The 24,806-nt window shown below is 68.6% G+C and carries 26 protein-coding genes and 1 riboswitch; of the genes, 15 read left to right on the forward strand and 11 right to left on the reverse strand.

Annotation, left to right across the window (positions count from 1 at the left end; translation table 11 throughout):
• Positions 1-33 precede the first annotated feature (33 nt).
• A riboswitch (S-adenosyl-L-homocysteine riboswitch) is annotated at positions 34-106 on the reverse strand.
• 61 nt (positions 107-167) lie between these two features.
• Both dqs_RS19080 and bamE read right to left on the reverse strand, forming a co-directional pair.
• Positions 168-779: a hypothetical protein gene (locus tag dqs_RS19080; protein ID WP_065341439.1), complete on the reverse strand. Its 612-nt coding sequence runs from the start codon at positions 777-779 to the stop codon at positions 168-170.
• A gap of 1 nt (position 780) precedes the next feature.
• Positions 781-1,269, reverse strand: a complete 489-nt coding sequence (gene bamE / locus dqs_RS19085) for an outer membrane protein assembly factor BamE domain-containing protein (RefSeq protein WP_011767450.1) — start codon at positions 1,267-1,269, stop codon at positions 781-783.
• A gap of 111 nt (positions 1,270-1,380) precedes the next feature.
• Here bamE and dqs_RS19090 point away from each other — a divergent pair, with 111 nt between their 5' ends.
• The 6 genes from dqs_RS19090 (at position 1,381) to dqs_RS19115 (ending at position 7,651) form a co-directional block, all read left to right on the forward strand.
• Entirely contained in the window at positions 1,381-2,505 is a 1,125-nt protein-coding gene (locus dqs_RS19090; protein ID WP_065341440.1) for a branched-chain amino acid ABC transporter substrate-binding protein, read from the forward strand.
• A gap of 381 nt (positions 2,506-2,886) precedes the next feature.
• The gene (locus tag dqs_RS19095; protein WP_011767452.1) at positions 2,887-4,002 is read left to right on the forward strand and encodes a branched-chain amino acid ABC transporter substrate-binding protein; all 1,116 of its coding nucleotides are present in this window, start codon (positions 2,887-2,889) and stop codon (positions 4,000-4,002) included.
• 112 nt (positions 4,003-4,114) lie between these two features.
• Positions 4,115-5,047, forward strand: a complete 933-nt coding sequence (locus dqs_RS19100) for a branched-chain amino acid ABC transporter permease (protein WP_011767453.1) — start codon at positions 4,115-4,117, stop codon at positions 5,045-5,047.
• A gap of 12 nt (positions 5,048-5,059) precedes the next feature.
• Entirely contained in the window at positions 5,060-6,157 is a 1,098-nt protein-coding gene (locus dqs_RS19105; protein ID WP_065341441.1) for an ABC transporter permease subunit, read from the forward strand.
• Positions 6,154-6,927 (forward strand): ABC transporter ATP-binding protein, encoded by a 774-nt coding sequence (locus tag dqs_RS19110; protein ID WP_011767455.1) that lies wholly within the window; start codon positions 6,154-6,156, stop codon positions 6,925-6,927. Before dqs_RS19105 ends, dqs_RS19110 begins: the two co-directional genes overlap by 4 nt.
• Positions 6,917-7,651 (forward strand): ABC transporter ATP-binding protein, encoded by a 735-nt coding sequence (locus dqs_RS19115; RefSeq protein WP_065341442.1) that lies wholly within the window; start codon positions 6,917-6,919, stop codon positions 7,649-7,651. The genes dqs_RS19110 and dqs_RS19115 overlap by 11 nt, the downstream gene beginning before the upstream one ends.
• Here dqs_RS19115 and dqs_RS19120 read toward each other — a convergent pair.
• From dqs_RS19120 to dqs_RS19130, 3 genes are all read right to left on the reverse strand, one after another.
• Positions 7,630-8,826 (reverse strand): multidrug effflux MFS transporter, encoded by a 1,197-nt coding sequence (locus dqs_RS19120; protein WP_011767457.1) that lies wholly within the window; start codon positions 8,824-8,826, stop codon positions 7,630-7,632. The two genes, dqs_RS19115 and dqs_RS19120, sit on opposite strands and share 22 nt — an antisense overlap.
• Positions 8,827-8,878: 52 nt before the next feature.
• Positions 8,879-10,378, reverse strand: coding sequence for a YifB family Mg chelatase-like AAA ATPase (locus tag dqs_RS19125; protein WP_011767458.1), 1,500 nt, complete (start codon positions 10,376-10,378; stop codon positions 8,879-8,881).
• Positions 10,379-10,460: 82 nt separating this feature from the next.
• Positions 10,461-10,712: an accessory factor UbiK family protein gene (locus dqs_RS19130; protein WP_011767459.1), complete on the reverse strand. Its 252-nt coding sequence runs from the start codon at positions 10,710-10,712 to the stop codon at positions 10,461-10,463.
• A gap of 284 nt (positions 10,713-10,996) precedes the next feature.
• On the opposite strand from dqs_RS19130, the gene dqs_RS19135 reads away from it, so the two are divergent.
• The 4 genes from dqs_RS19135 (at position 10,997) to dqs_RS19150 (ending at position 14,470) form a co-directional block, all read left to right on the forward strand.
• Complete coding sequence (locus tag dqs_RS19135; protein WP_065341443.1) at positions 10,997-11,737, forward strand: TorF family putative porin; 741 nt, start codon at positions 10,997-10,999, stop codon at positions 11,735-11,737.
• A 58-nt stretch (positions 11,738-11,795) separates the two neighbouring features.
• Positions 11,796-12,134: a P-II family nitrogen regulator gene (gene glnK, locus dqs_RS19140; RefSeq protein WP_011767461.1), complete on the forward strand. Its 339-nt coding sequence runs from the start codon at positions 11,796-11,798 to the stop codon at positions 12,132-12,134.
• A 14-nt stretch (positions 12,135-12,148) separates the two neighbouring features.
• Positions 12,149-13,555, forward strand: a complete 1,407-nt coding sequence (locus dqs_RS19145) for an ammonium transporter (RefSeq protein ID WP_011767462.1) — start codon at positions 12,149-12,151, stop codon at positions 13,553-13,555.
• A gap of 219 nt (positions 13,556-13,774) precedes the next feature.
• The gene (locus dqs_RS19150; protein WP_065341444.1) at positions 13,775-14,470 is read left to right on the forward strand and encodes an OmpW/AlkL family protein; all 696 of its coding nucleotides are present in this window, start codon (positions 13,775-13,777) and stop codon (positions 14,468-14,470) included.
• Between the two features lie 85 nt (positions 14,471-14,555).
• On the opposite strand, the gene purU is transcribed toward dqs_RS19150, so the two are convergent.
• Together purU and thrH are read right to left on the reverse strand one after the other, a co-directional pair.
• On the reverse strand, positions 14,556-15,431 hold the full coding sequence (gene purU / locus dqs_RS19155; protein WP_011767464.1) for a formyltetrahydrofolate deformylase: 876 nt from the start codon (positions 15,429-15,431) through the stop codon (positions 14,556-14,558).
• A 101-nt stretch (positions 15,432-15,532) separates the two neighbouring features.
• Positions 15,533-16,144 carry a bifunctional phosphoserine phosphatase/homoserine phosphotransferase ThrH gene (thrH, locus tag dqs_RS19160; protein WP_011767465.1) on the reverse strand — a complete coding sequence of 204 codons (612 nt, stop codon included), beginning with the start codon at positions 16,142-16,144 and terminating at the stop codon, positions 15,533-15,535.
• 212 nt (positions 16,145-16,356) lie between these two features.
• Here thrH and dqs_RS19165 point away from each other — a divergent pair, with 212 nt between their 5' ends.
• On the forward strand, positions 16,357-17,517 hold the full coding sequence (locus tag dqs_RS19165) for an HD-GYP domain-containing protein (protein ID WP_050976228.1): 1,161 nt from the start codon (positions 16,357-16,359) through the stop codon (positions 17,515-17,517).
• A gap of 14 nt (positions 17,518-17,531) precedes the next feature.
• Here the strand turns inward: dqs_RS19165 and dqs_RS19170 are convergent, their stop codons facing one another.
• Positions 17,532-19,463, reverse strand: a complete 1,932-nt coding sequence (locus dqs_RS19170) for an ATP-binding cassette domain-containing protein (RefSeq protein WP_065341445.1) — start codon at positions 19,461-19,463, stop codon at positions 17,532-17,534.
• A gap of 67 nt (positions 19,464-19,530) precedes the next feature.
• On the opposite strand from dqs_RS19170, the gene dqs_RS19175 reads away from it, so the two are divergent.
• Positions 19,531-20,154 (forward strand): hypothetical protein, encoded by a 624-nt coding sequence (locus dqs_RS19175; RefSeq protein WP_011767468.1) that lies wholly within the window; start codon positions 19,531-19,533, stop codon positions 20,152-20,154.
• Between the two features lie 24 nt (positions 20,155-20,178).
• Here dqs_RS19175 and dqs_RS19180 read toward each other — a convergent pair whose 3' ends face one another.
• Entirely contained in the window at positions 20,179-20,784 is a 606-nt protein-coding gene (locus tag dqs_RS19180) for a 2-hydroxychromene-2-carboxylate isomerase (protein ID WP_065341446.1), read from the reverse strand.
• A 29-nt stretch (positions 20,785-20,813) separates the two neighbouring features.
• Positions 20,814-21,188, reverse strand: a complete 375-nt coding sequence (locus tag dqs_RS19185) for a DUF2917 domain-containing protein (protein WP_011767470.1) — start codon at positions 21,186-21,188, stop codon at positions 20,814-20,816.
• 138 nt (positions 21,189-21,326) lie between these two features.
• On the opposite strand from dqs_RS19185, the gene dqs_RS19190 reads away from it, so the two are divergent.
• The 3 genes from dqs_RS19190 to dqs_RS19200 all read left to right on the forward strand — a co-directional run bounded on the left by dqs_RS19190 (position 21,327) and on the right by dqs_RS19200 (position 23,883).
• A complete protein-coding gene (locus tag dqs_RS19190) occupies positions 21,327-22,235 on the forward strand; it encodes a LysR substrate-binding domain-containing protein (protein ID WP_065341447.1) in 909 nt (302 codons plus the stop codon).
• Positions 22,236-22,331: 96 nt separating this feature from the next.
• The gene (locus dqs_RS19195; RefSeq protein WP_065341448.1) at positions 22,332-22,910 is read left to right on the forward strand and encodes an isochorismatase family protein; all 579 of its coding nucleotides are present in this window, start codon (positions 22,332-22,334) and stop codon (positions 22,908-22,910) included.
• A 10-nt stretch (positions 22,911-22,920) separates the two neighbouring features.
• The gene (locus dqs_RS19200) at positions 22,921-23,883 is read left to right on the forward strand and encodes a GlxA family transcriptional regulator (RefSeq protein ID WP_065341449.1); all 963 of its coding nucleotides are present in this window, start codon (positions 22,921-22,923) and stop codon (positions 23,881-23,883) included.
• A gap of 7 nt (positions 23,884-23,890) precedes the next feature.
• Here the strand turns inward: dqs_RS19200 and dqs_RS19205 are convergent, their stop codons facing one another.
• Positions 23,891-24,787, reverse strand: a complete 897-nt coding sequence (locus dqs_RS19205) for a DMT family transporter (RefSeq protein ID WP_065341450.1) — start codon at positions 24,785-24,787, stop codon at positions 23,891-23,893.
• Positions 24,788-24,806: the final 19 nt, after the last annotated feature.

The raw sequence follows: 24,806 nt of genomic DNA on the forward strand, positions 1-24,806 counted from the left end.
GCAAAAGCAAACGGCGCGGCAAACCCGGCTGGTGGTTTGCGAGCGCCGTTGTTCGGTTGCCGAGCCTGGCCCGGCGTGATTTCGGGTCGCAGCGCTCCTCGGCAGGCTGCGGATTTTACGGCGGCACGGGCAGGGGTGTCGAGCCTCGGGCGCCTACGGCGATGGGCTCAATGCCACGGCGGCGGGCGATAGGGCCACGGCCGCCAGGGCACGGCACGCACGCGCGGCGGGTAGTAGGGATAGGCATAGGGGTAGCCGTAGGGATACCACGGGTACATCCCCCACGGTCCCCACATGGTGCTGTCGGGGTAGTGGATGTAGCTCTGGCTGGTGCGCACCACCGTGCCGTCCTTGAAATGCACGTTGAACAGCGTGGCGATGCCGGGCCCGTCGTTGCGGATGTTCCAGTCCCACACCTCCTCGCCCGACAGGCGGAAGGTCTGCTCGGAGCGGTGTTCGCCCAGCATCCGCGCCACATCCTGCTTGCTCATGCCCTTCTGCACCCGGGCGAGGTTGTCGTAGTCCAGCGCATCCCACTGGCGCAGCACGATGCCGCCCGCGTCCACCTGCACCATCACGCAGGTGTCGCCGTAGGGCTGGGTGGCGTACTCCAGCGTGGTGGTGCCGTCGCCGTTGTCCCAGCGCCGGGTGGGCTCGCCGCGGTCGGCCAGCGCTTCGGCCTCGGTGGTGTAGGGGCGGGGCGGTTGAAAGACGGCGCAGCCGCCCATCAGCAGCGCGGCGACAAGCAGCAGGGCCTTGACGACGGAACCACGGAACATTTCAACCTCGCATGCGGGTATAGCGGCCGGTGCTGACGACACGGCCCTCGGTGTTGAAGGACACGGTGAAATAGACCGGATCGACCACGGTGGAACCGCGCTCGATCAGCCATTCCCACACGGTCTCCTGCTTGAGCTGGAAGAACTGGCTGGACGCCGGCTTGCCAAGCAGGCGGCGCACGTCCTCGTTACTCATGCCGGGTTGGACGCGGGCGAAAGTGGCTTCGTTCAACACCTGGTCGAGGCTGCGCAATACGTTGTCCGGGCCGATGGTGATCATGTAGCACTCGGCGCCCTGCGGCTGGCGCGAATACTCCCAGGTCACCGAGCCGTCGTCGTTGTGCCACTCCATCTGCGGCGGGCCGTAGCGGTCGCGCACTTCGAGCGCGGTCGATATCCCGGGCCGCAGTTCGCGCGCGTTGAAGCCGTCGCAGGCGGGCAGGCCGAGGGCGGCAAGTACGGAACAGAGCACGGTCAGCAGGCGTCTCATCGGGGCATCTCCCTACCGGCAACGGGCCGCCGGGCGCGGGCTAGAATCTCCGTTGCCGGCCGGAAACGCAATCGCGCCGGGTGACAATCTGCAACGCACCGGAGAACCGCCATGAAGACGCCCGTAGCCTGCCTGCTGGCCGCTACCCTCGCCCTGGTGGGCAATTCCGCCGCCCTCGCCCAGACCGTGGTCAAGATTGGCCACGCCGGCCCGCTCACCGGGCCCATCGCCCATTTCGGCAAGGATGGCGAGATGGGCGCGCGGCTGGCGGTCGAGGACGCCAACGCCAGGGGCATCACCCTGGGCGGGCAGAAGGTGAAGTTCGAGCTGGTCAGCGAGGACGACCAGGGCGATCCGCGCACTGCCACCACCGTGGCGCAGCGGCTCACCGATCTCGGCGTGAAAGGCGTGGTCGGCCATGTGACCTCGGGCGCGTCCATCCCGGCGTCGCGGGTGTACGAGCAGGCCGGCGTGCCGGTGGTGACGCCCTCCTCCACCAGCCCCAAGCTCACCCGCCAGGGCTACAAGGTGACTTTCCGGGTGATCGCCAACGACCTGCAGCAGGGCGAGGCGACGGCGAAGTACGCCGCCGACACGCTGAAAGCCGCCAAGGTTGCGATCATCGACGACCGCACCGCCTACGGTCAGGGCCTGGCCGATGCCTTTGCCGATGCGGCCAGGCAGCGTGGACTGCAGGTGGTCGGGCGCGAATTCACCACCGACAAATCCACCGACTTCCTCGCCATCCTCACCAAGATCAAAGCCAAGGCGCCGGACGCGGTGTTCTATGGCGGCATGGACGCGCAAGCGGCGCCGATGCTGCGCCAGTTGCGCCAACTGGGCAGCAGCGCCATCTACCTGGGCGGCGACGGCGTATGCACCGGCGAGATGATCAAGCTCGCCGGCGACGCGATGAGCGACAAGGTGTATTGCTCGCAGGCCAGCCTGCCGCCGGCGAAGATGCCCGGCGGCGCCGATTTCCTCAGCCGCTTCAAGCAGCGCTACAAGACCGACGTGCTGCTCTATGCGCCCTACAGCTACGACGCCACCACCGCCCTGATCGAAGCGATGAAGGCGGCCGACTCCAGCGAGCCGGCCAAGTACCTGCCGGCCCTGCAGCGGGTCGCCTTCAAGGGCGTGACCGGCGAAATCGCCTTCGACCCCCAGGGCGACATCCGCAACGGCGGGGTCAGCATGCACCGCTTCCGCGACGGCAAGTGGGTATCGGCCGACTGAGCGCTTCCGCCGCCCGCGCGCAAGCGGGTGACGCGGCTGCACCACCCCGGTGCGCCGCGCCCGCTGTGCGTGCGCCCGGCACGCGCGCCCCCTCGGCGGATGCGGGGCGCACCTGCCTCATCGCCACTGGCATGAATCCTGCGCCTCGTTTCGATCGCAGATCGCTTGCGCCGCGCGCCCCGGCGCCTCGCCCGGGCCCCGCCGCGCACCGTTTTTTGGGCACAATACCGCCACTTTCGCGCAGCCTCCCGGGCACAACGGCGGGCGCTGCGGAAAGCGGACTTGCGAGTCGTACCACCCACCCCGCCGCGCTGGAGGTGGCGCCGGAGTGGGAACAACAACACGAAACATCCTTATGTCAGTTTCGCTGGAGGATCAGGTATGAAGAAATCCGTCGTAGCACTTGCCGTGATGGCGCTCGGCATCGGTAGCGCCCAGGCCCAGGAACAGGTCGTCAAGATCGGTGGCGTCGCCCCGCTCACCGGCACCATCGCCCACCTCGGCAAGGATCTCGAAAACGGCACCCGCCTCGCGGTGGAAGAGGCCAACGCCAAGGGCGTCACGATCGGCGGCAAGAAGGTCAAGCTGGAATTCGTCGGCGAGGACGACCAGGCCGACCCGCGCACCGGTACCACGGTGGCCCAGCGTCTGGTCGACGCGGGCGTGAAGGCTGTCGTCGGCCACCTGAACTCCGGCACCTCGATTCCGGCGTCGCGCATCTACGACCAGGCCGGCATCGCCCAGGTGACGCCCGCCTCCACCAACCCCAAGCTCACCCAGCAGGGCTACAAGGGTGTGTTCCGCACCATCGCCAACGACGTGCAGCAGGGCTCGGTGCTCGGCAAGTTCGCCGCCACCAACCTGGGCGCGAAGAAGATCGCGATCATCGACGACCGCACCGCCTACGGCCAGGGCCTGGCGGACGAAACCGAAAAGGGCGCGAAGGCCTCGGGCGCGCAGATCGTGGCGCGTGAGTTCACCACCGACAAGGCCACCGACTTCAACGCCATCCTCACCAAGATCCGCGCCACCAACCCGGACGTGATCTTCTTCGGCGGCATGGACGCCCAGGCCGGCCCGATGCTGCGCCAGATGAAGCAGCTCGGCATTTCGGCCAAGTTCCTCACCGGCGACGGCGGCTGCAGCCCCGAGATGATCAAGCTGGCCGGCGACGCGATCAGCGCCAACGCCTACTGCTCGATGGCCGGCCTGCCGATCGAGAAGATGCCGGGCGGGGCGGACTTCCGCGAGCGCTACAAGAAGCGCTACAACGCCGACGTGCAGATCTACTCGCCGTATGCCTACGACGCCGCCACCGCGATCATCACCGCGATGCAGAAGGCGGGCTCGGCTGAGCCGGCCAAGTACATTCCGGAACTGAAGAAGGTGAACTTCCCGGGCGTCATCGGCAACATCTCCTTCGACGACAAGGGCGACCTGAAGGAAGGCTCGATCACGGTGTACCAGTTCAAGAACGGCGACTGGGCGCCGCTGTAAGCGCCAGCGCAGGGCGCGAGGCCACCCGCCGCGCCCCTCGCGGCGCCGGCACCGATGCCGGCGCCGCCTGCTCCACCCGCACTTCAAGCTATCCGCCGCGCGCAAGGGCCCGATGGAAACCCTCATCCAGCAGACGATCAACGGCCTGGTGATCGGCAGCGTCTACGCGCTGATCGCACTCGGCTACACCATGGTTTACGGCATTCTCGGCCTGATCAACTTCGCCCACGGCGACGTGCTGATGGTGGGCGCGATGACCGCGCTGCAGACCATGCTGTTCCTGATGGGGGTGGCGCCCGGCATGTCGCCGCTGGTCATGCTGACGATCGCGCTGCTGGTGGCGATTCCGGTGTCGATGCTGATCGGCTTCACGATGGAGCGGCTGGCCTACCGACGCTTGCGCAACGCGCCGCGGCTGGCGCCGCTGATCACCGCGATCGGCATGTCCTTCCTGCTGCAGACGATCGCGATGATCATCTGGGGCCGCAACTACCACACCTTTCCGCAACTCATCTCGACCACGCCGCTGCAGCCGGTCGAAGGCGTGTTCGTCACCCCGGTGCAGATCGTCATCGTGATCGTGTCGGCGCTGCTGATGATCGGCCTGACGCTGCTGGTCAGCCGCACCCGCATCGGCCGCGCGATGCGCGCCACCGCCGAAAACCACCGCACCGCCAGCCTGATGGGCGTGGATACCAACGCGGTCATCGCCTTCACCTTCGTCATCGGCGCCGGGCTGGCCGCGGTGGCGGGCGTGATGTATGCCAGCAACTACGGCATCGCCCACTACGGCATGGGCTTCATGCCGGGGCTCAAGGCCTTCACCGCCGCGGTGCTCGGCGGCATCGGCAACCTCGGCGGCGCGATGGTGGGCGGCGTGGTGCTCGGCCTGGTGGAATCCTTCGGCGCCGGCTACATCGAGCACCTCACCTTCGGTTTCCTCAACTCGTCCTACCAGGACATCTTCGCCTTCCTGATCCTCGGCCTGGTGCTGATCTTCCGGCCCACCGGGCTGCTCGGCGAACGCGTGTCCGACCGCGCGTAAGGGGAAAGAACCATGAACGAACTCGCCGCCGCCGTTCCCTGGCTGGGCAAACGCAACCCGCTCGCCGCGCGCTGGCTGATCCTGATCCTCGCCATCGCCGCGCCGCTGATCGCATGGCAGTTCGGCCGCAGCTGGGTACGCATCCTGGACTTCGCGCTGCTCTACATGATGCTGGCGCTGGGCCTCAACCTGGTGGTGGGCTTCGCCGGCCTGCTCGACCTCGGCTACATCGCCTTCTACGCGGTCGGCGCCTACAGCTTCGCCTTCCTCGCCTCGCCGCACTTCGACGTGCATCTGCCGTTCTGGCTGATCCTGCCGCTGGGCGCCGGTTTCGCCGCGCTCGCCGGCATCGCGCTCGGCTTTCCGGTGCTGAGGTTACGCGGCGACTACCTCGCCATCGTCACCCTCGGCTTCGGCGAGATCGTGCGCATCTTCATGCTCAACCTGAACTACCCGATCAACATCACCAACGGGCCGCAGGGCATCAACATGATCGACCCGATCGTGCTGTTCGGCTGGGACCTCTCACGCAACATCCGCGTCACCGAAGAACTCTCGATCAACTCGCTGTTCCTCTACTACTACTTCTTCCTCGCCTTCGTCGCCGGCTCCATCATCTTCATCCGCCGCCTGCAGATCTCGCGCATCGGCCGCGCGTGGGCGGCGATGCGCGACGACGAACTCGCCGCCAAGGCGATCGGCATCAACACCCGCAACATGAAACTGCTCGCGTTCGCGCTCGGCGCCACCTTCGGCGGCGTCTCGGGCTGCCTGTTCGGCGCCTTCCAGGGCTTCGTGTCGCCGGAGTCGTTCTCGCTGATGGAGTCGATCGCGGTGCTGACGATGGTGGTGTTCGGCGGCATGGGCAACATCGCCGGGGCGCTGGTCGGCGCCTTCGTGCTTGCGCTGCTGCCCGAAATCCTGCGCCACGTCGCGGTGCCGCTCCAGCAGGCGGTGTTCGGCCACGTGCTGCTCGACCCCGAGGTGCTGCGCATGCTGCTGCTGTCGCTGGCGATGATCCTGATGATGCTGCTGCGTCCGGCGGGCCTGATCCCGGCGCGGGCGCGCTACGCGCATCCGGAAAACCTGCACCGGAGCGCCGCCGAATGATCACGCTGCTCGAAGCCCGCAACATCGGCAAGCGCTTCGGCGGCCTGCAGGCGCTCACCGACGTCTCGCTGACCATCCGCAAGGGCGAGGTGTATGGCCTGATCGGCCCCAACGGCGCCGGCAAGACCACCTTCTTCAACGTGCTGACCGGCGCCTACGTGCCCGACGGCGGCGAGTTCGTGTTCAACGGCAGCGAGCTGCCCACCGGCAAGCCGCACAAGATCGTTGGCCGCGGCATCGCCCGCACCTTCCAGAACATCCGCCTGTTCCGCGAACTGACGGCGCTGGAGAACGTCATGGCCGGACACCACATCCGCACCAAGGCCGGGGTGTGGGGCATCCTCGCGCAGAACCGCTTCACCCGCGAGGAAGAACGCCTGACGACCGAACGCGCTTACGAAATGCTGCGCTACGTAGGCATCGAACGCTTCGCCGAGGTGGTCTCCCGCAATCTTTCCTACGGCGACCAGCGCCGGCTGGAGATCGCGCGCGCGCTCGCCACCGAACCCCAGCTGCTGGCGCTGGACGAACCGGCCGCCGGCATGAACGCCACCGAGACCGGCCACCTGAAGCGCCTGATCGAGCAGATCCGCGCCGACGGCGTCACCGTGCTGCTGATCGAGCACGACGTGAAGCTGGTGATGGGGCTGTGCGACCGCGTCGCGGTACTCGACTTCGGCCGCAAGATCGCCGAGGACGTGCCGGCCGAAGTGCAGCGCAACGACGCGGTCATCAACGCCTACCTCGGCGGAGGCAAGCATGCACACTAATCCGGCCGCGCCACTGCTGCAGGTGCAGGGCATGCAGATCGCCTATGGCGGCATCCAGGCGGTCAAGGGCATCGATTTCGAACTCTATGCCGGCGAACTCGTGTGCCTGATCGGCGCCAACGGCGCCGGCAAGACCACCACGCTGAACGCGATCGCCGGCGTGCTGCCCACCACCGGGGGCGACATCCTCTACGCCGGCGAGCGCATCAACCCGGTACCGGCGCACAAGCGCCTGCGCCGCGGCATCGCGCTGGTCCCGGAAGGGCGCGGCATCTTCACCCGGCTGACGGTGGAAGAAAACCTGCGCATGGGCGCCTACACCCGCCGCGACCGCGACGGCATCGAAGCCGACCTGGAAAAGGTCTACGCGATGCTGCCGCGCGTGAAGGAACGCCTGCCGCAGGTCGCCGGCACGCTGTCCGGCGGCGAGCAGCAGATGGTGGCGATCGGCCGCGCGCTGCTGTCGCGCCCCAGGCTGCTGCTGCTCGACGAGCCCTCGATGGGGCTGGCGCCGCTGGTGGTGGAGAAGATCTTCGAGGTGGTGCAGTCGGTCGCCAAGGAAGGCGTCACGATCCTGCTGGTGGAGCAGAACGCCAACCTCGCGCTGGAATTCGCCCAGCGCGGCTATGTGATGGAGTCCGGCAAGGTCACGCTGACCGGCAGCGGCAGCGAATTGCTGGCCAATCCCAAGGTGCGCGCCGCCTACCTCGGCGAAGCCGCCTGATCCCGCCTGACGCTGACCACGAACACCAGCAGCGACAGCGCCAGGAAGGCGCTCATGCCGGTAGCCAGGCCAAGCACGCTGCCCCATAGCGCGGGCGCGATCACGCCGGCTGTGAGCGCGTTGAGCCCCACCTGCAGGAAGCTCTGGCAGCTCGACACCATGCCGCGCCGCGCCGGAAAGTGGTCGAGCGCGAGCAGCGCGAACGCCGGCATCGCCAGCGCCATGCCGAAGGTAAACAGCGGAATCGGCACCACCGACCAAGGCAGGCCGGCGGGCAGCGCGAGCGCGACGAGCACGTTCGCCACCGCTGCCGCCAGCATGATCACGAAGCCGACCCCGATGCAGCGCCGCGGCGACCAGCGCCCGGCCATGCGGCCGGACAGCGTCGAGCCCAGCATCATCCCCACCACCGAGGGCACGAACAGCCACGCGAACTCGCCCGGCCCGCGTCCGAGGTGGGTCATCACGAACACCGGCGCCGATAGCACGTAGATGAAGAAGGCGTTGAAGTTGAACGCGCCGGCGCCGGCAATCAACAGGAAACCCGGATGGGTGAGGATGCTGCGGTAGCCGCGCGCGAGCGACCCCGGGTGCAGCGGCTGGCGCTTGTCGTGCGCCAGCGTCTCGGGCAGGTAGCGCCAGCACGAATAGGTGAGCGCGGCACCGAACAGCGCGAGAAACACGAAGATCGAGCGCCAGCCGGCGAGCGCAAGCAGCCCGCCGCCCACCACCGGCGCCAGCGCCGGGGCGATGCCGAAGATGGTCATCACCCGCGACATCAGGCGCTGCGCGTGCGCGCCGTCGTAGAGGTCGCGCACCACCGCCCGTCCCACCACCATGCCGGCGCCGCCGCACAGCCCCTGCAGCGCCCGCCCCAGCCACAGCCACTCGATCGACTGCGCGAACGCGCATACCGCCGAGGCGAAGGCGAACAGCGCGGTCGAGGCGATCAGCACGGCGCGGCGGCCATAGCGGTCGGCCAGCGCGCCGTGCCACAGCACCATGAAGGCAAAGGTCGCCATGTAGGCGGTCAGCGTCTGCTGGACTTCGAGCTGGGTGGCGCCGAGCGCCGCGGCCATCGCCGGAAACGCCGGCAGGTAAGCATCGATCGCGAACGGGCCGATCGCGGCAAGCGCGGCGAGGATCAGCGCCAGCCAAGGGGAGGTGGATGCCATGTCGGGGTCGGTCAGGGTCGTCGGGTCGGCTTCATCCGCCGCCCCGCCCCGCTCAGCGGGCGTCGAGACTGCGGCGGTACTGGATGGCTTCCGCGACCTGGGCGGCGCCGGGCACCTCGATGCCGGCGAGATCGGCCAGGGTGCGCGCCACTCTAAGCACGCGATGATACGCCCGCGCCGACAGGTTCAGCCGCTCCATCGCCTGCGCCAGCAGGCGCGCGCCGGCATCGTCGGGCGTGCACAACGCGCCCACCGCGGACGGTTCGAGGCGGGCGTTGGGCCTTCCTTGGCGGGCGCGCTGCAGCTCGCGCGCGGCGAGCACCCGCGCGCGTACCGCGGCGCTCGCCTCGCCGGGCGCGGAATCCGCAAGTTCCGCGTGGCCAAGCGCCGGCACTTCCACCGTGAGGTCCATGCGGTCGAGCAAAGGGCCGGACAGCCGCGCCCGATAGCGCGCGACTTGTTCAGGGGTGCAGCGGCAGGCCCGGCGCGGATGGCCGGCGTAGCCGCAGGGGCAGGGATTCATCGCCGCGACAAGCTGGAAACGGGCGGGAAACTCCACCCGCCGCCGCGCCCGCGCGACCGTGACCGCGCCGGTTTCGAGCGGTTCGCGCAGCGCTTCGAGCACGCGGCGGTCGAATTCCGGCAGTTCGTCGAGAAACAGCACGCCGTGATGGGCAAGCGAGATTTCGCCGGGGCGCGGATTGGCGCCGCCGCCCACCAGCGCCGCGGCCGAGGCCGAATGATGGGGCGCACGGAACGGACGCAGGCCCCAGCGCGCGGCGTCGAACACGCCCTCCAGCGACTGCAGCGCGGCACTGGCGAGCGCCTCGGCCTCATCCATCGGCGGCAGCAGGCCGGGCAGCCGCTGCGCGAGCATCGACTTGCCGGTGCCGGGCGGACCGAACAGCAGCAGCGAATGACCGCCGGCCGCCGCGACTTCCAGCGCCCGCCGGGCCTGGGCCTGGCCGCGCACATCGGCGAGGTCCGGCAGTGCCGCGTCCTGCGGGCCGGGCTGCGCGGCGGGCTGTGCTTCGAGCAGGGTATGGCGGTTGAGATGGGCGCAGACCGCGAGCAGGTCATCGGCAGGCAGCACGGTGGCCGCCGGCGCCAGCGCGGCTTCGGCCGCATTGGCGCGCGGCAGCACCAGCGCGCGCCCCGCACCTGCCGCGGCAAGCGCCGCCGCGAGCACGCCGCGCACCGCGCGCAAGCCGCCGTTGAGCGAGAGTTCGCCGCAGAATTCGTAGTGGTCCAGCGCCGCCGCTTCCACCTGTCCGGAGGCGGCGAGGATGCCGAGTGCGATCGCAAGATCGAAACGGCCGCCCTCCTTCGGCAGGTCGGCGGGCGCCAGGTTGACGGTGATGCGGCGCTGGGGAAATTCGAACTGCGAGGTGACGAGCGCCGCGCGCACCCGGTCGCGCGCCTCGCGCACCTCGGTGTCGGGCAGGCCGACCAGGTTGAAGGCCGGCAGGCCGTTGGCCAGATGAACTTCGACCGTCACCTCGGGCGCGGCAAGACCGTCCAGCGCACGGGCGCGCACGATGGCGAGCGACATCGGAACTCCGGACCGCAAAAGCGGGCGAGTCTAGCGGAGTTCAGGAATATTCCAAATAGATAGCCGTGTGCGACGGCCGGGCTCAGGCCTCGTCGCGCGTGTTGCGGGCGGCTTCGAGCGCGGCGACGCGTGCTTCGAGTTCGCCCAGGCGGGTGCGGAGCTGGACGATGATCTCGCGCTGGACCTCGAATTCCTCGCGGGTGACGAGGTCGAGCCGGGTGAACGCGCTGCCGAGCAGCGCACGTACGTTCTTTTCGATGTCACGGGCCGGGCTGTTTGCCGCGAGCTCGGAGAGTTTGGCCCCGATCTCGTCGAGGATGCGCGGAGTCGTCATGGTCGCGTCTGCCAATGGCTACAAGGGAATGGGGCAAGTCTAGCACGCGCGTGAAGCCCCCTTTCCCCAACACGGGCGGTGCGGCTTTCGTTTGGTGCTTTGCGACAAAAGGGGCGCACCAATCCGGTGCAGACGCGCCCGCACCGCAGGGGGCGCTGCCCGAAAAGGCCTGCGACATGCCCCTCGCTTTCGTCAAAACCCCAGTCGTTGCGGGGTTTGCGACAAGCTGGCACGGACCCTGCATTAGCTGCCCTGCGATAAACACATCAACGCTGGAGAAAGACATGCGCAAGAACATTCTCGCCACCGCCATCCTCGCCGCGCTGCCGCTGGTCGGTACCGCCCACGCCGACGACGCCAGCCCGATCGTCGCCAACGTCGGCATCGTCTCCGACTACGCCTACCGCGGCATCAGCCAGACGGACGAGAAGCCGGCCCTGCAGGGCGGCCTGGATTACGCGCACGAGAGCGGCCTCTACATCGGCCTGTGGGGCTCCAACGTCTCCTGGATCAGCGATCTGGAGCGCGGCACCAGCGAGAACTCCGGCAACAGCCTCGAACTCGACGTGTACGCGGGCTACAAGCAGACCTTCGGCGACTTCGGCATCGACGTCGGCGTGCTGCAGTACGTCTATCCCGGCAACTACAACTCGGCCTGGCGCAGCGCCACCGGCCTGAAGACCCCGAACACCTTCGAAGGCTACCTGGGCTTCTCGTGGCAGTTCCTGTCGTTCAAGTACTCGCACGCCTTCACCAACCTGTTCGGCGCGCCGGACTCGAAGGGCAGCCAGTACTTCGACCTCACCGCGGCATATCCGGTTACCGAAGACCTGACCCTGACCGGCCACTACGGCCACCAGGCGATCACGGGCCCGGCCAAGTCCTACAGCGACTGGAAGGTCGGCGCCACTTACGCCTACAAGGGATTCGCGTTTGGTCTGCACTACGTCAACACGAATATGAAGGATAAGAGCGATTATGACGCTGACGCACGCTATATCCTGTCCGTCACCAAATCGTTTTAATTGTCATAGGCTTCCGGCCGCGGGTGGCGACACCCTGGCCGGGTAACAGGAGAACCCGATGAAGTTCATCACAGCGATCATCAAGCCGTTCAAGCTCGACGAAGTGCGGGAAGCCCTTTCCGCGATCGGCGTGCAGGGCATCACCGTCACCGAGGTCAAGGGCTTCGGCCGCCAGAAGGGCCACACCGAGCTGTACCGCGGCGCCGAGTACGTCGTCGACTTCCTGCCCAAGGTGAAGATCGAGGCGGCGATCCGCGACGAACTGCTCGATCAGGCCATCGAGGCGATCGAGAAGTCCGCCTCCACCGGCAAGATCGGTGACGGCAAGATCTTTGTCTTCGACCTGGAGCAGGCGATCCGCATCCGCACCGGAGAAACCGGGGCCGACGCCCTGTAACGGAGAACCAAACAATGAAAAAACTATTCGCGATCCTGCTGACGGCCTTAACCGTCGGCTTTGCGGGCGGCGTTATCGCCCAGGAAAACACGGCGGCGCCGACTGCTCCGGCCGCCGTCGAGGCGCCGGCCGCCACCGACGCCGCCCCGGCTGCAGCTGAAGCCCCGGCCGCCGCCGAAGAAGTCGTGGCTACGGTCAACAAGGGCGACGTCGCCTGGATCATGACCGCCACCCTGCTGGTGCTGTTCATGGCCCTGCCCGGCCTCGCGCTGTTCTACGGCGGCCTCGTCCGCACCAAGAACATGCTGTCGGTGCTGATGCAGGTGATGGTGGTGTTCTCGCTGATCGCCGTGCTGTGGGCCTTCTACGGCTACAGCCTGGCCTTCACCGAGGCCAGCCCCTTCATCGGCTCGCTCGACAAGCTGTTCCTGTCCGGGGTGAGCAACAGCACCCTCGCCGACACCTTCAGCGCCGATGCGAAGCTGCCGGAGTACGCCTTCATCGCCTTCCAGGCCACCTTCGCGGGCATCACCTGCGCGCTGATCGTCGGCTCCTTCGCCGAACGCATCAAGTTCTCCGCGGTGCTGCTGTTCTCGGTGATCTGGTTCACCTTCTGCTACCTGCCGATCTGCCACATGGTGTGGGGCCCGGGCGGCTTCCTGCTGGGTGACGGCGCGCTCGACTTCGCCGGCGGTACCGTGGTGCACATCAACGCCGGTGTCGCCGGTCTGGTGGGTGCCTACATGGTCGGCAAGCGCATCGGCTTCGGTCGCGAATCCATGGCTCCGCACTCGCTGACGCTGACCATGGTCGGTGCCTCGATGCTGTGGGTGGGCTGGTTCGGCTTCAACGCCGGCTCCAACCTGGAAGCCACCGCGGGTGCCGCGCTCGCCTTCATCAACACCTTGCTCGCCACCGCCGCCGCCGTGCTGGCCTGGTCGCTGGGCGAAGCGATGTTCAAGGGCAAGCCCTCGATGCTGGGTGCGGCCTCCGGCGCGGTTGCCGGCCTGGTGGCGATCACCCCGGCTTGCGGCTCGGTCGGCCCGATGGGCGCGATCATCATCGGCCTGCTCGCCGGCTTCGTCTGCCTGTGGGGCGTCAATGGCCTCAAGCGCATGCTCGGCGCGGATGACTCGCTCGACGTGTTCGGCGTGCATGGCCTCGGCGGCATCCTCGGCGCCATCCTGACCGGCGTGTTCACCGCGCCGTCGCTCGGCGGCACCGGTGCCGAAGACTTCGCGATGGGTCACCAGGTGTGGGTGCAGACCTACTCGGTGCTGATCACCATCGTCTGGTCCGCCGTGGTCGCCTTCATCGGCTACAAGATCGCCGACATGTTCGTCGGTCTGCGGGTGCCGGAAGAAGAGGAACGCGAAGGCCTGGACGTGACCGCCCACGGCGAAACCGCGTACCACTACTAAGCACGCTCTACCGGGTCAGGACCGCCTCTCCTCCGGTCCTGCCTCATCGGGCGCCCTGCGGGGCGCCCTTTTTCGTTTACCGCGCCCGCTCCTGCGCCACCGAACGCAGGTTTACCCTTACGAATTTAGTGTTAGTTGAGTCAAATCAAGATGGGTATCGCGGGGATGCCTAGCATGGCGGGCGGCCAACATCGGCCGTCCAATGACTGGAGTCAGTCCATGCTCAAACAACTCATCACCGCATCCCTGGCCGCTCTCGCCCTTACCGCACCCGCCGTACATGCCCATGAGGCAGGGGAGATCATCGTCCGCGCCGGCGCCGCCAATGTTTCGCCGGTCGAGGACAGTTCGCGCCTGAAGGTGGGCGGTGCCGGGGTCCCGGGCACGCAAGCCACGCTGAACGACAACACCCAGCTGGGCCTGACCGCCGGCTACATGATCACCGACCACATCGGTATCGAACTGCTGGCGGCCACCCCGTTCACCCACCGGATCGGCGTCAAGGGCGTCGATGCCGCGCTCGGCGTGCCCGCCGGCACCATCGACGGCAAGTTCGGCGACACCAAGCACCTGCCGCCGACGATCAGCCTGCAGTACTACCCGCTGGACGGCAAATCGCGCATCCAGCCGTATGTGGGCGCGGGCCTGAACTACACGTGGTTCTTCGATGAAAAGCTCAGCAGCCGGCAGAAGGCCAACGGCTTCAGCGACCTGAAGCTGGGCAACTCCTTCGGCCTCGCGCTCCAGCTCGGCATGGACGTGCAGATCACCGACAAGCTGCTGTTCAACGTGGCGGTGTGGCGCATGGACATCGACACCACCGCCACCGTGCGCCACAGCGCGCTCGGCAAGGTGAAGGTCGATGTGGATGTCGACCCGTGGGTGTACATGGTGGGCGTGGGCTACAAGTTCTGAGCCTTGCCCCCGCTGCGGGCGGACCTCGCCCGGCCCGCAGCATCTTCGCCGCCGCGGCTGGCGGCGGCGAAACACCCGCTCTGGATCAGCGGAAAACGATGGTCTTGTTGCCGTGGACCAGCACGCGGTCTTCCAGGTGGTAGCGCAAGCCGCGCGCCAGCACCGTCTTCTCGATGTCCTTGCCGTAGCGCACCATGTCCTCGACCGAATCCGAGTGGTCGATGCGGATCACGTCCTGCTCGATGATCGGCCCCTGGTCGAGGTCGGCGGTGACGTAGTGGCAGGTGGCGCCGATCAGCTTCACGCCCTTCGCGTAAGCCTGGTGATAGGGCTTGGCGCCGACGAAGCTGGGCAGGAAGCTGTGGTGGATGTTGATGATCTTGCCGGGATAGGCGGCGCACAGCTCCGGCGACAGGATCTGCATGTAGCGCGCCAGCACCATCGTGTCGCCGCGCACTTCCTCGAAGATGCGCCGCACTTCGGCGTAGGCGGCGGCCTTGTTGTCGGACGTCACCGGCACATGATGGAAGGGGATGCCGTGCCACTCCACGAAGCCGCGGAAGGTGTCGTGGTTGGAGATCACGCACGGGATCTCGATATCCAGCTCCTTCGACTGCCAGCGCGCCAGCAGGTCGTACAGGCAGTGCTCCTGCTTGCTCACCAGCAGCACGACGCGGCGCTTGACCGCCGAGTCGTTGATCTGCCAGTCCATTTCCAGCTCGTCGGCGATCACGCGGAAGCGCTCGCGGAACTCCGCCAGGTGGAAAGGCAGCGAATCGGCGCGGATCTCGATCCGCATGAAATAACGCCCGATCGCTTCGCCCTCGCGCGGCGGCTCCGCATGCAGCGAGGTTTCGAGGATCCAGCCGCGATGCTCGGCGATGAAGCCGGACACGCGGGCGACGATGCCGACCCGGTCGGGACAGGAGGCGGAGAGCGTGTAGAAGCGTTCGCGGTGCATGGCTGAATACTGCCGGAGTTCGTTGGAGAGGCTGAGCCCACTCGGGGGACGGCGAGCGCAGCGAGCCTGGGCCCGGCACTCGCCGACGACATTCAGCAAAGTCAGGCGACTTTGGCGAATGCCTTGTCGATTTCGGCGCGCAGCGCGGCGTAGTCGCGCACCACCGGATACTGCGGAAATTCGCGGATCACGTTTTCCGGCGGATGGAACAGGATGCCGCCGTGGGCTTCGCCGAGCATCGCGGTGTCGTTGTAGGAATCGCCGGCGGCGACGACCTTGAAGTTGAGTTCCTTGAAGCGCTTCACCGCCTCGCGCTTCTGGTCCGGCATGCGCAGGTGGTAGTTCACCAGAATGCCCTCGGCGTTGGCTTCGAGGCTGTGGCAGAACAGCGTCGGCAGGCCGAGCTGCACCATCAGCGGCTTGGCGAACTCATAGAAGGTGTCGGACAGGATCACCACCTGGTAGGTGTTGCGCAGGTCGTCGAGGAATTCACGCGCGCCGGCCATCGGCCCCATGCTGGCGATCACTTCCTGGATGTCCGGCAGGCCGAGCTTCTTGCTGGCCAGGATGTCGAGCCGGTACTTCATCAGGGTGTCGTAGTTCGGCTCGTCGCGCGTGGTGCGGCGCAGTTCGGGGATGCCGGTGCGCTCGGCGAATTCGATCCAGATTTCGGGAACCAGCACACCTTCGAGGTCGAGACAGACGATACGCACCGCGCGCTCCTGGGAACAAGATGGAAACGGAAGGGCGGGATTCTATCAGCCGGGCTCCGATTTGAGCCGCGCCGTGGCAGAGTTCTCGGCCGCCGCGCGGCGGCCGCTGCCGCGGCTGGCGCCGGCCACCATACTGCGCTTCCGTCCTTCTCCCTCTCGCTCCCGACGTGTCCGCGATCAAACTCATCCCGATCGAACAACTGCAGCCGGGCATGTACATCCACGACCTCAACTGCGGCTGGATCGAGCACAACTTCGTGCGCAACCGCTTTGCGGTGAAGGACGCGGCCGTCGTCGCGCGCATCCGCGCGACCGGCGTGCACGAGCTGTACATCGACACCTCACGCGGTCTCGATGTGGCCGATGCGCCGACGCGGGAAGAAGCGGCGCACGTCGTCGACGAAAAGCTGGAAGCGATCGCGACCGGCGCCGCACCCGCCCTGCCCCTTGTGGCGCCGGGCCGCCTGCCGCCCGCCCGCGCGCTCCACACCGAGGCGCACCGCATCGTGCGCGACATGATGGGCGACGTCCGCCTCGGCAAGCAGATCGAGATGGAGCAGATCGAACCGCTGGTCGAGAACATCGTCGAGTCGATCTTCCGCCAGCCGGATTCGCTGCTGCCGCTGGCCCGCCTGAAGCAGCACGACGACTACACCTTCCTGCATTCGGTGTCGGTGTGCGCGCTGATGACCGCGTTCGCGCGCGCGCTCGAACTGCCGCGCGAGATCATCCGCGAGATCGCGATCGGCGCGCTGCTGCACGACGTCGGCAAGGCCAAGGTGCCGGACGACATCCTCAACAAGCCGGCCAAGCTCACCGACGCCGAGTTCGACAAGATGAAAAACCACGTGGTGCAGAGCAAGCTGATCCTGCTCGACACCCCGGGCGTCAGCGACATCGCGCTCGACGTCGCGGCCCAGCACCACGAACGCTACGACGGCACCGGTTATCCGAACAAGCTGAAGGGTGAGGAAATCAGCCTCTACGGCCAGATGGGCGCGATCGTGGACGTGTACGACGCGATCACCTCCAACCGCGTCTATCACAAGGGCATGCCGCCGACGGAGGCGCTGCGCAAGCTGCTGGAGTGGAGCAAGTTCCACTTCAAGCCGGAGCTGGTGCAGGCCTTCATCCGTGCGATCGGTATCTACCCGACCGGCTCGCTGGTGCGGCTGGAAAGCGGCCGCCTCGCGGTGGTGCAGCAACAGCACAGCGACCGCCTGCTGCAACCGGTAGTGAAGGTCATCCACCACGTCAAGGGCCACTATCTGACGCCCGAGGTGGTGGACCTGCGCCACGCACCCGACCGCATCACCGGCTACGAAGCCTTCGAGAACTGGGGCATCGATCCCCGGCACTGGCTGCCGGAGTAAGGCGCGGCCGGCGTTCAGTCGGCCGGCAGCGCCTCCAGCGCCTCGGAGATCTCCAGCCAGCGCAGTTCCGCCTCGTCGATCCAGCCGGCGAGTTCGGCCTGGCGCTTGAGCAGGGTCTGCAATTGCGCGCTGTCGCCGCCGCTGTAGAGCGTGGGGTCGGCAAGGCGCGCGTCGAGCAGCTTCTTCTCGCCATTCCAGCCGGCAAGCTTTTTCTCGAGCTGGTCCAGTTCCTTCACCAGCGGCCGGCGCGCCGCCAGCCGCGCCTGGCGGTCTGCCGCGGCCTGGGCGCGGTCGGCCTTGCGCGCCGCCTTGTCGGCGGCCTGGTCAGGGCACTGCGCCGCTGCGGCCGCTTCGGCGCGGCGCGCTGCCAGCCAGTCGCGATAGTCGTCGAGATCGCCGTCGAAGGGCTGGATGCGGCCGTCATCGACCAGCAGGAAGCGGTCGCAGGTGGCGCGCAGCAGCGCGCGGTCGTGCGACACCAGCACCATCGCGCCCTCGTAGTCCTGCAGCGCCAGGGTCAGCGCATGGCGCATTTCGAGGTCGAGGTGGTTGGTCGGTTCGTCGAGCAGCAGCAGGTTGGGCCGCTGCCAGATCAGCAGCGCCAGCGCCAGGCGCGACTTCTCGCCGCCGGAAAACGGCGCGCACGGCGTGGTCGCCGGGGTCGAGGTGCCGCCGACGCCGTCGCCGCGGAAATCGAAGCCGCCGAGGTAGTCGCGCAGGTCCTGCTCGCGCGCCGCCGGGTCGAGCCGGGTCATGTGCTGCAGCGCCGATTCTTCCGGGCGCAGGGTTTCGAGCTGGTGCTGGGCGAAATAGCCGGTCGCCAGCCCCTTGCCTTCCAGCCGGCGGCCGGCGCTCAGGGCCAGTTGCCCGGACAGCAGCTTGATCAGCGTCGATTTGCCCGCGCCGTTGCGGCCGAGCAGGCCGACGCGCTCACCCGGGCGCAGCGTGAGCACGATGCGATCGAGCACCGTGCGCCCGCCGTAGCCCACCGCGCCGTCCTCGATCTGCAGCAGCGGATCGGGCGCCGCCGGGCAGTCGCGGAAGCTGAAGGAAAACGGCGTATCGACGTGGGCCGCGGCGATGCGCTCCATCCGTTCCAGCGCCTTGATGCGGCTCTGCGCCTGGCGCGCCTTGGTGGCCTTGGCGCGGAAGCGGCGGATGTAGTCCTCCATGTGCGCGATCTCGCGCTGCTGGCGCTCGAACATCGATTGCTGCTGGATCAGGCGCTCGCCGCGCTGGCGCTCGAAATCCGAATAGCCGCCGGTGTAGAGCGTGAGCTTCTGCTGCTCGATGTGGGCGACGTGGGTGACGCAGGCATCGAGGAACTCGCGGTCGTGCGAGATCAGCAGCAGCGTGCCGCGGTAGTCGCGCAGCCAGGCCTCGAGCCAGATCACCGCGTCGAGGTCGAGGTGGTTGGTCGGTTCGTCGAGCAGCAGCAGGTCGGAGCGGCACATCAGCGCCTGCGCCAGGTTCAGGCGCATCCGCCAGCCCCCGGAGAAATCCGCCACCGGACGCTCGATGTCCGCAGGCAGGAAGCCGAGACCGTCGAGCAGCGCGGCGGCGCGGGCGCGCGCGGCGTAACCGCCGATCTCGTGCAGGCGGGCATGGAGTTCGCCGATGTGGCTGCCGTCGTGCTCCGCCTCCGCCTTCGCCAGTGCGCTCTCGACCTCGCGCAGCTCGGCGTCGCCGTCGAGCACGTAGTCGATCGCCGGCTGCGGCAGGCCCGGGGTTTCCTGGGCGACGTGCGCGATCACCCAGCCCGGCGGCATGTCGAGGTCGCCCTGGTCGGGATGGAGCTGGTCGCGCAGCATCGCGAACAGGCTGGACTTGCCGCTGCCGTTGGCGCCGGTCAGGCCGACCTTCCAGCCGGGGTGGATCTGCAGGCTGGCGCCTTCGATGAGCGTTCTGGCGCCGCGCGCCAGACGGAGGTTGCGAAAACTGATCACGAACGGAAACCGCGCTGGGGAGCAAAGGCGTTATTCTACGCATCCCCTTACGCGCCCTCCGACCCGCATGTCTGCTCGTCCCGCCGTCACGCTGCTCTGCCTGCTGCTCACCCTTGCCGCGCCGCTGGCGCAGGCCGCCGATGCTGCCGGCGGCGAATCGGACAGCGCGCGCAGCGCCCGCCTGAAGGACGAAGCGAAAGCGTTGCGCGACAAGGCGGAATCGACCTTCGCCAGCGAGGAGCCGCAGTGCTACCGGCGCGTGCTGGTCAACCGCTGCATCGACCAGGCCAAGCAGGCGCGACTCGAAACCATCCGCGAGGCGCGCGCGCTCGAAGCCGAAGCCCGCAAGCTCGACCTCGCCGAACGCCAGCGCGCCGCCGCCGAAACCGGCCGCAGCCGAACCGACGCGCCGATGCAGCCGTCGGCGCCCTCGGCCGCAGGCGATGCGACCGTCCGCCCTGCGCCCGAAGCCGAGGCCACCCGGGCCGAACGCGCCAGCGCGCTGGAACGTGCCGAGGCCGAAGCCCGCGCCGGACGCACCGCGCGCGACGCCGAGCGCGCCCGCGAGCGCAGCGCGACCGAGGCCGAGGCGGCCCGGCGTGCCGAGCAGTCGGCGCGCGACCGCGCGCGCTACGAAGAGCGCATCCGCGAGTACGAAGAGAAGAAGGCCCGCGACGCCGGCGGGCGTTGACCCTGCGTGGCCGGCCCGGCCGCGTCAGTTAGCAGCGTTGCACGCCCACGCCAGCGCGTCCTCGAGCCGGTCGTTACCCCAGAACAGCTCCTCGCCGACACGGAAGTTGGGCGCGCCGAACAGGCCCAGTTCGGCCGCGCGTTCGGTCTGCTGGCGCAAGGCGAGCTTGTTGTCGTCGGTGAGCGCAGCCGCCAGCACCGCCTCCGCCGGCAGCCCGAGCCCGCTCAGGATGTCCTCGATCACGGGCCGTTCGCCGATCGGCCGGTCTTCGGCGAAGTTGGCCGTCATCACCGCGCGCGCGAAAGGCGCCACCCAGCCCTGTTCGACACCGATCAGCGCCACCCGTGCGGCGAGCACGCCGCTGCGCGGGAACTGGCTGGGCATGCGGAACGGCAGCCCGTATTTATCCGCCAGCCGCGCGAGGTCGCGCCACATGTAACGCCCCTTGGGCGGGTAGATGTTGAACGGCGAATCGTTCCACCCGAGCGCGAGAAACACCGGGCCGAGCAGGAAAGGCCGCCACCGCACCTCCACACCCGCGGCCGCCGCGGCCTGCTCGACCCGCATCACCGAGAGATAGGAATAGGTGCTGGCGAACTCGAACCAGAACTCCATGGACGGACGCTGCATGACGGCTTCCTGACGACCCATTCCTCGAACTATAGACCGCCGCCCGCGGCGCCCGCCGGAAGTCTCAGCACCGGCAACCGCCCCTGCAACTGACGCGTCACCCGGCCCGCATTGCGCGGATCGAGGCAGGCGGCAAGCCGCTGCAACCAGCCGCGCGGCGCTGGCGCCGCCGCCGTGCGCCGGAACACCAGCCGGGCGCCCTCGCTGGAAGCCATCACCACCACATTGGGCAGCGAGAGGTCGAAGCTGGCACCGTCCTGCAGCACGATGTCGCGGCTGTCGCCGTACTGGGTGATCCACACCCGGCCGCTGTCGCACCGCACGCTGAACCCGGCCGCCTGCTCCAGCACCATCGCCGAGCGCGGCGCCAGGCAGTACTCGATGATCCCGGTTTTCGCATCCATGGCTCGCTCCTTCACTCACCCCGGCCAACCGCCGCACCTGCCATCAAGTGCATCTGAGCATTGACCTTGAAGGCAGTATCGTCATCGCCTAAGCTCGCCACAAACGGTCAATTTGCATTTCATCCATGCGCAAACCGCATGAATAACCCGCTTCTCCACCTGCCCCCGCTGGATCCGCTGCGCGGCTTTGTCGTGGCCGCGCGGCTGCGCTCCTTCACGCGCGCGGCGGCGGAGCTGTGCCTCACGCAGTCCGCGATCAGCCGTCAGGTCCAGACGCTGGAAGCGGCGCTCGGCACGCCGCTGTTCGTCCGCGGCGTCCGCAGCCTGACACTGACGCCCGCCGGGGCCCGCCTCGCGGCGGCGGCCGAGGCCTGGCTGGCCGACTACGCGACGCTTGCGGCCGAACTGCGGGCGCCCGGCCCCCGCCCGGTCACCGTCACCGCCTCGATCGGCATCTCCTCGCTGTGGCTGGTGCCGCGGCTGCGCGAGTTCCAGGCCCGCCATCCGGATACCGAAGTGCGCATCGCCGCGGGCAACCGCGTGGTCGACCTGGCGCGCGAGGACATCGACCTCGCGCTGCGCTACTGCGGCGACCACGACGCCCCCGCGGGCGCGACCCGCCTGTTCGGCGAAACCCTGTTTCCGGTCGCCCACCCGTCGATCGCCGCCGCCATCGAGGCGCTCGACGCCGCCACGCTGCCGCTGCAGACCCTGCTCGACTACGACGAACCGGGGTTTCCGTGGATACGCTGGGAACACTGGCTGGGCAGCCACGGCCTGGCGCATGTGCGGCCGCGCCAGCGCATCGGCTACAGCCACTACGACCAGCTGATCCACGCCGCCGCCGCGGGCCAGGGCATCGCGCTCGGCCGCGCGGTGCTGGTCGATCCGATGCTGGAGGACGGCCGGCTGGTGATGGTGGGGGACGAACGGCTCCCGATCGCCGGTCGCGGCTTCTGGCTGGTGCCGGCCCCGCGGCCGATGCGGCCCGAGGTGGCACGCTTTGCGGAATGGGTGCGCGAAACCGCGGCGGCCACCGCGCGATGATGTCCGCAATGGTCCGCATCCTGTCCGGATCACCCCTGCCGGCCTCCGCTGGCAAGGCCGATGATGGCGCCACCTTCAACCAGACGGAGTCCCGCAATGTCCGCCCCGACCACCCGTAGCGCGCTCATCATCATCGACGTCCAGCAGTCCTTCCCCCATGCCCCCTACTGGCGCGAAGACGATCTGCCTGCGTTCCGCAACGCGCTGCTCGAACTGGAAGCCGGCTGCCGGGCGCGCGGCGTGCCGGTGGTACACATCTTCCACATCGCCCAGGGCCCCTTCGCCGCCGACAGCGGCCTGATCCACGCGCTGCCGTGGCTGCCGGAACCGGCCGACGCGGTGTTCCACAAGCACACCCACAACGCCTTCACCGACACCGGGCTCGACCTCTGGCTGCGCCGGCGCGGCATCGACCACCTGATCATCAGCGGCATCCGCACCGAACAGTGCTGCGAAACCACCGCGCGCGTCGGCAGCGACATCGGCTACCGTGTCGATTTCGTCACCGCGGCCACGCTCACCTTCCCGATGACCCACGCCGGCAGCGGCCGTACCTTCAGCGCGGAGGACATCAAGACCCGTACCGAGCTGGTGCTGGCCGGCCGTTTCGCCCGCATCGCCGGCGTCGAGGAGGTGCTGGCCGACCTCGACGCGCCGCGCCGGCAGGCCGCCTGATCCCGACGCCATGCACACCGCCGCCCCGCTCGTCGTCCATTTCGCGCTGACGCCCAACTTCCTGCTGCTGGACTACGCCGGGCCGGCGGAAGCCTTCCGCATCGCGGCCCGCCACGGCGCGCCGGTGGAAGTGCGAAGCTGCGCGGCGACGGCGCGGCTGGCGTGCTCGCTCGGCATCGAGGTGGCCGGGCTGGACCCGCTGCCGCCCACGCTGCCGCCGGATGCGCTGGTGGTGGTGTGCGGCGTGGCCGATTCGCGCGTCGATTACGACCACCCGCAGGCGCTGGCGGTGCAGACCTGGCTGCGCGAACGCCGCGACGACCATCCGGAACTCGCCAGCGTCTGCGCCGGCGCCCTGCTGCTGGCGCGCGCCGGGCTGCTCGACGGGCGCCGCTGCACCACGCATCACCACGTGCTGGAGCGCCTGCGCGCCGCCGCCCCCGCGGCCATCGTCGAGGACAACCGGCTGTTCGTCAGCGACGGGCCGGTGACCACCAGCGCCGGCATCACCACCGGCATCGACCTCGCCCTGCACCTGCTCGAACGCCGCTTCGGCCCGGCGCTGGCCGCCGCGGTGGCGCGCGAGATGGTGGTGTGGATGCGGCGCAGTGGACAGGACCCCCAGCTGTCGCCGTGGCTGGCCTGGCGCAACCACCTGCATCCGGCGGTGCATCGCGCGCAGGATGCGATCGCCGCCGATCCCGCGCGCCGGTGGACGCTGCCGGCGCTGGCGGAACGGGCCCACGTCAGCCCCCGTCACCTCGCCCGCCTGTTCGCCACCCACACCGGCATCAGCGCCGGCGAATACCAGCAGCGGCTACGTGTCGCCCACGTGCGCCGGCTGCTGGAAGCGCGGCGGATGCCGCTGGAACAGGTCGCCGAACTCGCCGGTTTCGGCTCCGCGCGCGATCTGCGCCGGGTCTGGGCGCGCTACGAGCAGCAGCCCTTGCAGACGGTGGGTCGCACCGCCTGAACCCGCTTCAGTTCCCCGCCGGCGGCCGGTTGGCGATCCAGATGCCCGCCCCCACCAGCGCCAGCGCTATGAACACCGCCGGCGTCAGCGGTTCGCCCAGCAGCAGCGCACCGGCGAGTACGCCGAACACCGGGGTCAGGAAGGAGAACGACGACAGCCGGGTGGCGGGATAGTGGCGGATGAGCCAGAACCAGGCGAGATAGCTCGCCGAGGCCACGACCACGGTCTGGAACGCGAGGCTGGCCCACACCAGCGCGGTGGGTGCATGGATGCCGCGCTCGCCGAACCCCAGCGCAAGCAGCGGCAGCACCAGCGCGGACACGCCGAGCTGGTAGAGCAGCATCTTCTCGGGCGCGGCGCGCGCCAGCGCCGACGACTTGACCGTCAGCGTGGTCGCGCCCCACAGCACCGCCGCGGCAAGCATCATCAGATCGCCGATCCAGGCCTGGCCCGAGGGCAGCAGCAGGTTCTCGCCGAACAGCACGACGATGCCGGCGAATGCCAGCCCCATGCCGGCCCACTGCGCCCGCCGCATGGGTTCGTTGGGCAGCAGCCACAGCGCGCCGAGCGCGACGAAGAAGGGCGCGGTGTACAGGAAGATCACCCCGCGCGACGCGGTGGTGAAATCCAGCGCCCAGAAGATCAGTGCGAACTCGAATGCGAACAGCACGCCCGCCAGCAGCCCCGGCCGCAGCGTGCCGTCGGCCTCGCCCAGCCGCACCCCGCGCGACATCGCCCATGCCCACACCAGCACACTGGCGCCGATCGAGCGCAGGCCGGCCTGCAGCACCGGCGAGATACCCGCGCTGGCGAGCTTGATCGTGACCTGCTGGACACCCCAGACGAGGCACAGCAATACCATCAGCGCGATTGCTGAACGGTCGAGGTGGGACTTGGGCGGCATGGGGCGGTGATGTCGTTAT

The sequence above is a fragment of the Azoarcus olearius genome, from assembly GCF_001682385.1.
Lineage (GTDB): Bacteria > Pseudomonadota > Gammaproteobacteria > Burkholderiales > Rhodocyclaceae > Azoarcus > Azoarcus olearius.

Excerpts from the sequence above, each read along its gene's own strand:
- dqs_RS19175 (WP_011767468.1), top strand. The coding sequence starts at position 19,531 with ATGTCTGCTCGTCCCGCCGTCACGCTGCTCTGCCTGCTGCTCACCCTT.
- dqs_RS19110 (WP_011767455.1), top strand. The coding sequence starts at position 6,154 with ATGATCACGCTGCTCGAAGCCCGCAACATCGGCAAGCGCTTCGGCGGC.
- dqs_RS19145 (WP_011767462.1), top strand. The coding sequence starts at position 12,149 with ATGAAAAAACTATTCGCGATCCTGCTGACGGCCTTAACCGTCGGCTTT.
- dqs_RS19125 (WP_011767458.1), bottom strand. The coding sequence starts at position 10,378 with ATGTCGCTCGCCATCGTGCGCGCCCGTGCGCTGGACGGTCTTGCCGCG.
- dqs_RS19150 (WP_065341444.1), top strand. The coding sequence starts at position 13,775 with ATGCTCAAACAACTCATCACCGCATCCCTGGCCGCTCTCGCCCTTACC.
- dqs_RS19115 (WP_065341442.1), top strand. The coding sequence starts at position 6,917 with ATGCACACTAATCCGGCCGCGCCACTGCTGCAGGTGCAGGGCATGCAG.
- dqs_RS19180 (WP_065341446.1), bottom strand. The coding sequence starts at position 20,784 with ATGCAGCGTCCGTCCATGGAGTTCTGGTTCGAGTTCGCCAGCACCTAT.
- dqs_RS19130 (WP_011767459.1), bottom strand. The coding sequence starts at position 10,712 with ATGACGACTCCGCGCATCCTCGACGAGATCGGGGCCAAACTCTCCGAG.
- purU (WP_011767464.1), bottom strand. The coding sequence starts at position 15,431 with ATGCACCGCGAACGCTTCTACACGCTCTCCGCCTCCTGTCCCGACCGG.
- dqs_RS19195 (WP_065341448.1), top strand. The coding sequence starts at position 22,332 with ATGTCCGCCCCGACCACCCGTAGCGCGCTCATCATCATCGACGTCCAG.
- dqs_RS19080 (WP_065341439.1), bottom strand. The coding sequence starts at position 779 with ATGTTCCGTGGTTCCGTCGTCAAGGCCCTGCTGCTTGTCGCCGCGCTG.
- dqs_RS19205 (WP_065341450.1), bottom strand. The coding sequence starts at position 24,787 with ATGCCGCCCAAGTCCCACCTCGACCGTTCAGCAATCGCGCTGATGGTA.
- glnK (WP_011767461.1), top strand. The coding sequence starts at position 11,796 with ATGAAGTTCATCACAGCGATCATCAAGCCGTTCAAGCTCGACGAAGTG.
- dqs_RS19105 (WP_065341441.1), top strand. The coding sequence starts at position 5,060 with ATGAACGAACTCGCCGCCGCCGTTCCCTGGCTGGGCAAACGCAACCCG.
- bamE (WP_011767450.1), bottom strand. The coding sequence starts at position 1,269 with ATGAGACGCCTGCTGACCGTGCTCTGTTCCGTACTTGCCGCCCTCGGC.
- dqs_RS19190 (WP_065341447.1), top strand. The coding sequence starts at position 21,327 with ATGAATAACCCGCTTCTCCACCTGCCCCCGCTGGATCCGCTGCGCGGC.
- dqs_RS19165 (WP_050976228.1), top strand. The coding sequence starts at position 16,357 with ATGTACATCCACGACCTCAACTGCGGCTGGATCGAGCACAACTTCGTG.
- dqs_RS19120 (WP_011767457.1), bottom strand. The coding sequence starts at position 8,826 with ATGGCATCCACCTCCCCTTGGCTGGCGCTGATCCTCGCCGCGCTTGCC.
- dqs_RS19100 (WP_011767453.1), top strand. The coding sequence starts at position 4,115 with ATGGAAACCCTCATCCAGCAGACGATCAACGGCCTGGTGATCGGCAGC.
- dqs_RS19135 (WP_065341443.1), top strand. The coding sequence starts at position 10,997 with ATGCGCAAGAACATTCTCGCCACCGCCATCCTCGCCGCGCTGCCGCTG.
- dqs_RS19095 (WP_011767452.1), top strand. The coding sequence starts at position 2,887 with ATGAAGAAATCCGTCGTAGCACTTGCCGTGATGGCGCTCGGCATCGGT.
- dqs_RS19200 (WP_065341449.1), top strand. The coding sequence starts at position 22,921 with ATGCACACCGCCGCCCCGCTCGTCGTCCATTTCGCGCTGACGCCCAAC.
- dqs_RS19185 (WP_011767470.1), bottom strand. The coding sequence starts at position 21,188 with ATGGATGCGAAAACCGGGATCATCGAGTACTGCCTGGCGCCGCGCTCG.
- dqs_RS19090 (WP_065341440.1), top strand. The coding sequence starts at position 1,381 with ATGAAGACGCCCGTAGCCTGCCTGCTGGCCGCTACCCTCGCCCTGGTG.